The organism is Bacillus cereus group sp. BfR-BA-01524 (assembly GCF_022662595.1).
Lineage (GTDB): Bacteria > Bacillota > Bacilli > Bacillales > Bacillaceae_G > Bacillus_A > Bacillus_A thuringiensis_S.
The window spans coordinates 1-8,761 of record NZ_JAKUDW010000153.1 but is presented as its reverse complement, the minus strand read 5'-3'; the positions used below and the strand labels follow the sequence as shown (position 1 = coordinate 8,761).

Below are 8,761 nucleotides of genomic sequence, written 5' to 3'. Positions count from 1 at the left end.
CGCAGTTCTTGAGAAGGTTGGATAAACGTACGTCCAACGTAACGATTTTTAATTAATCCTAACTCATACGGAATACCTGTCGCCTCCGCATAGCCAATCGCAGCTGAAATACTAGAATCTGGTACACCAGTAACAACATCTGCTTCAATAGGAGCTTCTGCCGCTAAACGTTTCCCCATGTTTTTACGTGCTGCATGAACGTTAACGCCTGCAATATTAGAATCTGGTCGTGCAAAGTAAATGTATTCCATACTACAAATTGCATGTTCTACATCGTTTGTGAAACGATCTACGTGAATTCCTTCATCATTAATGATAAGTAATTCACCCGGTTCTACATCACGAATGTATGTTGCACCTACCACATCAAAAGCACATGTTTCAGATGCTACAACGTAAGCATCCCCCATCTTTCCAATTGAAAGCGGACGGAACCCATTCGGATCTAATGCAACGATCATTTCATTTCCAGTTAGTAAAAGATACGCAAACGCACCTTTCACTTTATTTAAAGCCTCTTTTACACTTTCAATTAAAGAATCTTTCGTGCTACGTTTAATAAGATGTAAAAGTACTTCTGTATCTGAACTAGTTTGAAAAATACTGCCCTCTGCTTCTAATTCACGGCGAAGCATTTTTGCATTAATTAAATTTCCGTTATGAGCTAACGCCATACTATGATCGGAAAAACGGAACAACAATGGTTGAACGTTAGCAACTTCACTTCCACCAGCTGTTGCATATCGTACATGTCCGATTGCTGATTTTCCATTTAATCCTTCTAGCTCACCTCTTGAAAACACTTCTGATATTAAACCTAACCCCTTGTGACCGACGATTTTTTCCCCATTATTTACGACAATGCCTGCGCCTTCTTGCCCACGGTGCTGTAAACTGTGCAATCCGTAGTATGAAACTTGTGCCGCATTTTCATGCCCCCAAATTCCGAAAACGCCACATTCTTCGTTTAACCCCTTTATTTCAGCAAGCATGGGATTGCCCCTTTCCAAGCCTTTCTCATTTCATCTACATTTGCTGTAAGTAATACTTCATTTTCTTCATTATGAATTGTTACTTCATTTGTACTTGTTACTTCTCCAACTTGGATTGCTTCTACCACTTTCTCAAACGCCTCTTTATTTTCACGTTTTACAGTTAGCACGAAGCGAGACTGTGATTCAGCGAATAATGCTGCTGTTGCTTCTCCATCTAATTTCACAGTAGCACCTAAGCCTTTAGCACCAATCGCACTTTCTGAAATTGCAACTGCTAAGCCACCTTCAGCAACATCATGTGCAGATTGAACAAGACCAGCTTGAATTGCTTCTAATACCTGTTTTTGGCGTTTTAATTCTACATCTAAATCAATACTTGGTGATTGACCGAAAATTTTGCCGTGAATCATTTTCTGTAATTCACTTCCGCCAAACTCAGCTTTCGTCTCACCGATTACATAAACTAAATCACCAGCTTGCTTAAACTCTTGTGTTGTTACATGTTTTAAGTCATGTACAAGTCCGACCATCCCAACAGTTGGTGTTGGATATACAGCTTCGCCACTACGCTCGTTATACATCGATACGTTTCCGCCGATAACTGGTGTTTGTAATGTGCGACAAGCTTCACTCATACCGTCTACTGATTTCTCAATCTGCCAGAAGATTTCTGGTTTTTCTGGGTTACCGAAGTTTAAGCAATCTGTAATTGCAAGTGGCTCCCCGCCAGAACATACGATATTACGCGCTGCCTCTGCTACTGCAATTTTACCGCCCATTTCTGGATCTAGATAAATGTAGCGAGAGTTACAATCTGTCGTCATTGCTAATCCTTTTTCTGTACCGCGTACACGTACAACTGCTGCATCCGAACCTGGTGTAACCACTGTGCTTGTGCGAACTTGGTAATCGTATTGATCGTATACCCACTCTTTACTTGCAATTGTTGGTTGTTGTAATAGAGCGAATAACGCTTCTTTATAATTTTCTACTTTTGGTGTTTCCATTTTCATTGCTTGGAATTCAGCAAAGTATGCCGCTTCTTTTGAAGGCTTATGATAAATTGGTGCTTCTTCTGCTAACGCATCTGCTGGAACTTCAGCTACCTTTTCACCTTTATGGAATAAACGAAGCATTTTATCTTCCGTTACTTTCCCCATCGTAACCGCTGCAAGACCATACTTCTCAAATAAATCTACTATTTCTTGCTCTCTACCTTTTTTCACAACAATTAACATACGCTCTTGTGATTCAGATAGCATCATTTCATATGGTGTCATTCCTGTTTCACGTTGTGGTACATCATCTAAGTACATTTCAATACCCATTCCTGCTTTACTTGCCATTTCTGCAGATGATGATGTTAAACCAGCCGCACCCATATCTTGAATTCCAACAAGTGCATCAGATTGAATCAATTCTAAACACGCTTCAATAAGAAGTTTTTCCATAAATGGATCCCCTACTTGAACCGCTGGACGTTTCGCTTCTGAGCTTTCAGATAGTTCTTCCGACGCGAATGTTGCACCGTGAATACCGTCACGACCAGTTGATGCTCCTACGTACATTACTGTGTTACCAGCACCGTGCGCTTGCCCTTTTTTAATATCTTCGTGGTTAATCAAACCTACGCACATTGCATTTACAAGTGGATTTCCTTCATAACATGGATCAAATTGTACTTCGCCGCCAACAGTCGGAATACCGATGCAGTTACCGTATCCTGCAATTCCCGCTACTACTTCTTCGAATAAATATTTCACACGTGGTGACTGTAATTCACCGAAACGAAGTGAGTTTAATAGAGCTACCGGACGTGCTCCCATAGAGAATACGTCACGAATAATACCACCAACACCTGTTGCTGCTCCTTGATATGGTTCAATAGCTGAAGGATGGTTATGGCTTTCCATTTTAAATACAACAGCTTGATTATCACCGATATCTACAATTCCAGCACCTTCTCCAGGTCCTTGCAGAACGCGCTCGCCTGTCGTTGGAAACTTACGAAGAACTGGTTTTGAATTTTTATAACTACAATGTTCAGACCACATTACAGAGAATAACCCTGTTTCTGTATAATTTGGCAGACGACCTAAAATCTTTTCAACCATGGCAAACTCTTCGTCTGTTAGCCCCATTTCCGCATATATACGCTCTTCTTTAATTTGTGTTGGATTTGGTTCAAGCATTAACGACATATGTTTCCCTCCACTGTTTTAAGATAGATTGAAAGACTTTTAACCCTTCAGCACCGCCAAGTAATTCATCTACAGCACGCTCTGGGTGTGGCATCATACCAAGTACATTTCCTTTTTCGTTTACAATACCAGCAATATCTGAAACGCTACCGTTAGGGTTTTCTACGTAACGGAATGCAATTTGATTATTCTCTTCTAATCTTTTAAGAGTCGCTTCGTCACAATAGTAATTCCCCTCACCATGAGCGATTGGAATATTGATTACTTCATCTTTTTCATATTGTGATGTAAACATCGTTTCATTATTTTCAACACGCAACTGAACAGTGCGACACATAAACTTTAAGTTTTCGTTTCTCATTAACGCTCCTGGTAGTAATCCTGATTCAACAAGAATCTGGAATCCATTACATACACCTAAAATCGGCTTTCCTTGCTCAGCAGCTTTTTGCACTGCTTTCATTGCATTAGCAAAGCGAGAAATAGCACCGCAGCGTAAGTAGTCACCGTAAGAGAATCCACCTGGTAATAAAATTGCATCATATTCATCTAAATTCTCTGTATCGTGCCAAACGTAATCTACTTCTTCGCCAAGCTCATCTTTAATTGCATGGAACATATCGACATCACAGTTCGAACCCGGAAATACTATTACGGCAAATTTCACTGTGCGACAACCTCCTCAACTTCATAACGGAAGTCTTCCATTACAACGTTCGCTAATAGTTTTTCACACATTTCTTTTACCTTGCTATCTAAATCAGATACAGATTTATCAATCGTTAATTCCATGTACTTTCCGATTCGAACGTCTTGTACTTCTGTGAATGAAAGACTATGAAGTGCTCCTTTTACCGCTGTTCCTTGTGGATCTAATACGCTTTCTCTTAATGTTACATATACCTTAACTTTATACATGTGAAATTCCCCCTAAACGTTTTAAAATCTCTTCATAAGCATCTGTTAAATTTCCAAGATCGCGACGGAATACGTCTTTATCAAACTTTTCATTGCTCGTTTCATCCCATAAACGACAAGTATCTGGTGAAATTTCATCCGCTAAAATGATTTCTCCTTCTTCCGTTACACCAAACTCTAATTTGAAATCTACTAATCTTACGCGACAGCTTGCGAAATGATCAATCAACACTTGATTGATTTGTAGAGCCATATTTCGTAATACACTTACTTGCTCTGGCGATGCAACGTTTAATACACGAATATGATCTTCCGTTACAAGTGGATCTCCTAAATCATCATCTTTGAAGTAAAATTCTACGATTGGTTCTGCAAGTACAGTTCCCTCTTCCATTCCTAATCGTTTTGAAAGACTTCCTGCAATTACATTTCTTGTGACAACTTCTAAAGGAATAATACTCACTTTTTTAACAAGTTGTTCTGTTTCAGATAACTTCTCAACAAAATGTGTTTTAATTCCTACTTCTTGTAACTTTCTGAACAATAAAGTTGTAATCTCATTGTTCAAACGACCTTTTCCTGTAATCGTCTCTTTTTTCTCCCCATTGAAAGCAGTCGCACTATCTTTGTACTCTACCCAAACCATATCTGCTGATTCTGTACGATAAATTCTTTTTGCCTTACCTTCATACAGCAATTCTAGCTTTTGCATTTCGCAAGCCCCCTGTAGTTTGAAAAATGTGAATAATGTTTTTATAAAGAATGGCACAGAATGACTCTATTCTGTGCCATATGAAATTTTACGCTTCGTTTAATCCAAGGCGTTCAAAGATTGTATCAACATGTTGCATATGATGCTCATAGTTGAAGCATTCATTAATTTCTTCTTGTGTTAACTTACTTGTAATACGCTCATCAGCTTCAACAAGCTCTTTAAATTGTACTTGTGTTTCCCAAGCTTCCATCGCTTTAGGCTGTACGATATCATAAGCTTCTTCACGTACCATACCTTTGTCGATTAGTGTAAGCATTACGCGCTGAGAATAAATTAAGCCGTATGTTCTTGTCATATTGCGTTTCATATTCTCTGGGTATACAGTTAAGTTTTTAACGATATTACCAAAGCGATTTAACATGTAATTTAATGCGATTGTAGCATCTGGTAAAATTACACGTTCTGCTGAAGAGTGAGAAATGTCACGCTCATGCCATAATGGAACATTCTCATAAGCTGTCATCATATAACCGCGGATAACACGAGCTAAACCAGTCATATTTTCAGAACCAATTGGATTACGTTTATGCGGCATTGCAGAAGAACCTTTTTGACCTTTTGCGAAAGCCTCTTCAACTTCACGTGTTTCACTCTTTTGTAAACCACGAATCTCAACTGCCATCTTTTCGATAGATGTTGCGATTAATGCAAGTGTCGACATGTAGTGTGCGTGACGATCACGTTGCAATGTTTGTGTTGAAATTGGTGCTGCTTCTAATCCTAAGTTTTCACAAACATATTTTTCTACGAATGGATCGATATTTGCATATGTACCAACTGCACCAGATAGTTTACCAACACGAACTGTATCAGCAGCTTGTTTGAAACGCTCTACGTTACGTTTCATCTCTTCATACCAAAGACCAAGTTTTAAACCAAATGTCGTTGGTTCTGCATGAACACCGTGTGTTCTTCCCATCATGATTGTGTATTTATGCTCTTTCGCTTTGTTAGCTAAAATGCTTACAAAGTTCTCTAAGTCTTTTAATATGATTTCATTCGCTTGTTTTAAGATGTAAGATAATGCTGTATCTACTACGTCTGTAGATGTTAAACCGTAATGAACCCATTTACGTTCTTCGCCTAATGTCGGCGTTTCTGATACAGCACGAGTGAATGCAACTACGTCATGACGTGTTTCTTTTTCAATTTCATAAATACGATCAATATCAAATGATGCATGTTCACGAATTTTTTTAACATCTTCTTTTGGAATGTCGCCAAGCTCAGCCCATGCTTCACAAGCTAAAATCTCAACTTCTAACCACGCTTTAAATTTGTTCTCTTCCGTCCAAATCGCACCCATTTCAGGGCGTGTATAACGACTAATCATCTTTTTCCCTCCAACAGTTGTTCTTGATGGTCCCAAATATGCAAACTCTTCGCTTTTTCTAGAGCAACTTCAATATTATCATTTAAAATATTAACATGCCCCATTTTTCGCTGTGCTTTTGCTTCTTCTTTTCCATACAAGTGTAAATAGCACCCGGTTAGTCTATTCACTTGTCTTAGGACCCCTTCTATATGTTCGCCTAAAATGTTTACCATGACAACTGGTTTTAACAAATTTGTTTCTCCTAGAGGTAAATTACAGATTGCTCGAATATGTTGACCAAATTGACTCGTTTCACATGCATCCTGTGTGTAGTGTCCTGAATTGTGAGGTCTTGGTGCTAATTCATTAATGTAAATCTCACCATTAGTTGTAGCAAACATCTCTACTGCTAGTGTTCCCACAAGTTTTAATTCATCCGCAAGTACCTTTGCATAAGCAATTGCTTTTTGAGAAAGCTCTTCTGTAATGCGAGCTGGAACGATAGATTCATGTAAAATGTTATTTACATGAATATTTTCTGCTACTGGAAACACTTTCGTTTCACCACTTACACTACGAATCACAATAACAGATACTTCTTTTTCAAAAGGCACCCATTTCTCTAAAATACACTCTGCTTTATCCACAAGATTTCTTGCTGTCTCAACATCAGCCTCACTTCTTAAAACAACTTGCCCTTTCCCATCATATCCACCTGTCGTCGTTTTTAAGACGGAAGGGAATGATAACTCAGCAATTGCTTCTGTAAGCTGATCTTGATTTTGAACTAATCTATACGTTGCTACTGGTAACCCAGCTTTCTCAATCGCATTCTTTTCTGTAAAACGATTTTGCGTTGTATTTAACAACTGACTACCTTGTGGCAAGTAAGCATGTTTTTCAAGCCATTGTAAACATCTATAATCAATATTCTCAAATTCATATGTGACAACATCACTTATCTCTGCTAAATGCTGAATTGCCTTTAAATCGTCATACGGTGCAACAATTTCAATATCAGCAACTTGTGCACATGGTGAATGCTTTGTAGGATCTAAAACAGCAATTTTATATCCCATCTCCTTGGCTGCCAATGCCATCATTCTTCCCAGCTGGCCGCCTCCAATAATGCCGATTGTTTTTCCAGGTAAAATGATTCTCGTCATACTAGCTCACTACCTTCACGCACATCTTTTTCAATCGCTTCTCGTCTCAATTCTAATGCATCATGTATATCATCATAGAATGATCCAAGTATTTGTGCAGCAAGTAATCCAGCATTCGTTGAACCGGCTTTACCAATTGCAACAGTTGCAACTGGAACACCCCCTGGCATTTGGACGATGGATAATAATGAATCTAAGCCGTTTAATGCTTTTGATTGAACTGGAACTCCAATTACAGGAAGATTTGTCTTCGCTGCAACCATTCCTGGTAAATGTGCTGCTCCACCAGCTCCAGCAATAATAACCTTCAATCCACGTTCACGAGCCGTCTCTGCATATTCAAACATATAATCCGGAGTCCGATGAGCGGATACAACCTTTTTCTCATACGGTATATTTAATTCATCTAAAATGTCACAAGCATATTTCATTGTTTCCCAGTCTGACGTACTTCCCATTATGACTCCAACTAGTGATTTCATATTAGAATCCCCCCGATTCAAATAAAAAAAGCCTGAAATAGAACAGTTTCTCTTTTACTATGAGAGAAAGCGCTCTACTCAGGCATACGTATCCCTTGTGAATAGAAAAATACCGAGTGACTTTCCCTCATAGTCTAACGAATAACGGTCGTTAGGTAGAGACTTGCAGGCCATATCCCCGCGATTATATGAGGTCTTATATTATTGTTTCTATGGCTATATTAACAATATTTCATAAACGATGTCAATAAATAATCGAATGTTTTTTTATTAGTAGTCAATAACGTTCGTGTTTTAGTTATATTCAAAAGAAGAATTGCAACTATATGCAAGAAGAAAAGGGAATTAGAATATATATTTCTAGAGATCTATTTACTTATAATCGTTTATATAGTACTTCAGTATGTTTTAAATCAAAATATGTACACTCTTGTATTCTACACATCAATAGAACTTTTATTATAACGATTTAATTTCTAAGGAGGATAAACGTGAGAGAAAGAACTACGCTATTATCCTATTTATTTTTTCTATCGCAGTAATTGTTGTAATTATTGAATACTTATTTATAGCATCTCATTATTTAAAATATATACTTATGATAGAAATAATGTGTTCTATTTTAAGTATTACTTTAGCGGCATTAGGAAAATCAGGAACACAAAAAATCATTGCTATTATTTTAAACAGTCTCTATTTCATTCTTTTTTCGTCTTTAGCGTTATTAAATTTATGGATTATAACATTCGGTAAATAAAAATAAACACAAAAAAACCTAAGTCGAAACGACTTAGGTTTTTGCTTGGCGACGTCCTACTCTCACAGGGACAAGGTCCCAACTACCATCGGCGCTAGAGAGCTTAACTTCCGTGTTCGGTATGGGAACGGGTGTGACCTCTCTGCCATCAT

8 protein-coding genes, 1 rRNA gene, 1 pseudogene and 1 riboswitch are annotated in these 8,761 nt (G+C 38.1%); of the genes and pseudogenes, 1 reads left to right on the top strand and 9 read right to left on the bottom strand.

Annotated features, from left to right (window positions below; translation table 11 throughout):
• The 8 genes from purF to purE form a co-directional block, all read right to left on the bottom strand.
• On the bottom strand, positions 1 to 992 hold a 992-nt coding region (gene purF, locus MR170_RS28880), incomplete at its 3' end, for an amidophosphoribosyltransferase (RefSeq protein WP_242310369.1).
• The gene (purL, locus tag MR170_RS28875) at positions 977 to 3,196 is read right to left on the bottom strand and encodes a phosphoribosylformylglycinamidine synthase II (protein ID WP_016083739.1); all 2,220 of its coding nucleotides are present in this window, start codon (positions 3,194 to 3,196) and stop codon (positions 977 to 979) included. The genes purL and purF, both read right to left, overlap by 16 nt.
• Complete coding sequence (purQ, locus tag MR170_RS28870) at positions 3,180 to 3,863, bottom strand: phosphoribosylformylglycinamidine synthase subunit PurQ (RefSeq protein WP_016083740.1); 684 nt, start codon at positions 3,861 to 3,863, stop codon at positions 3,180 to 3,182. Before purQ ends, purL begins: the two co-directional genes overlap by 17 nt.
• Positions 3,860 to 4,114, bottom strand: coding sequence for a phosphoribosylformylglycinamidine synthase subunit PurS (gene purS, locus MR170_RS28865; protein ID WP_000278823.1), 255 nt, complete (start codon positions 4,112 to 4,114; stop codon positions 3,860 to 3,862). Before purS ends, purQ begins: the two co-directional genes overlap by 4 nt.
• Positions 4,107 to 4,826, bottom strand: a complete 720-nt coding sequence (gene purC / locus MR170_RS28860) for a phosphoribosylaminoimidazolesuccinocarboxamide synthase (protein WP_029441464.1) — start codon at positions 4,824 to 4,826, stop codon at positions 4,107 to 4,109. Before purC ends, purS begins: the two co-directional genes overlap by 8 nt.
• Before the next feature lie 88 nt (positions 4,827 to 4,914).
• Entirely contained in the window at positions 4,915 to 6,222 is a 1,308-nt protein-coding gene (gene purB / locus MR170_RS28855) for an adenylosuccinate lyase (protein ID WP_000625687.1), read from the bottom strand.
• The gene (gene purK / locus MR170_RS28850) at positions 6,219 to 7,370 is read right to left on the bottom strand and encodes a 5-(carboxyamino)imidazole ribonucleotide synthase (protein ID WP_048564830.1); all 1,152 of its coding nucleotides are present in this window, start codon (positions 7,368 to 7,370) and stop codon (positions 6,219 to 6,221) included. The genes purB and purK overlap by 4 nt, the downstream gene beginning before the upstream one ends.
• On the bottom strand, positions 7,367 to 7,852 hold the full coding sequence (purE, locus tag MR170_RS28845) for a 5-(carboxyamino)imidazole ribonucleotide mutase (RefSeq protein ID WP_043937814.1): 486 nt from the start codon (positions 7,850 to 7,852) through the stop codon (positions 7,367 to 7,369). Before purE ends, purK begins: the two co-directional genes overlap by 4 nt.
• A gap of 110 nt (positions 7,853 to 7,962) precedes the next feature.
• A riboswitch (purine riboswitch) is annotated at positions 7,963 to 8,064 on the bottom strand.
• A gap of 279 nt (positions 8,065 to 8,343) precedes the next feature.
• On the opposite strand from purE, the pseudogene MR170_RS32540 reads away from it, so the two are divergent.
• Positions 8,344 to 8,609 (top strand): annotated as a pseudogene (locus tag MR170_RS32540) (hypothetical protein).
• Between the two features lie 43 nt (positions 8,610 to 8,652).
• Here MR170_RS32540 and rrf read toward each other — a convergent pair.
• A 5S ribosomal RNA gene (gene rrf / locus MR170_RS28840) occupies positions 8,653 to 8,761 on the bottom strand; the annotation flags it as partial.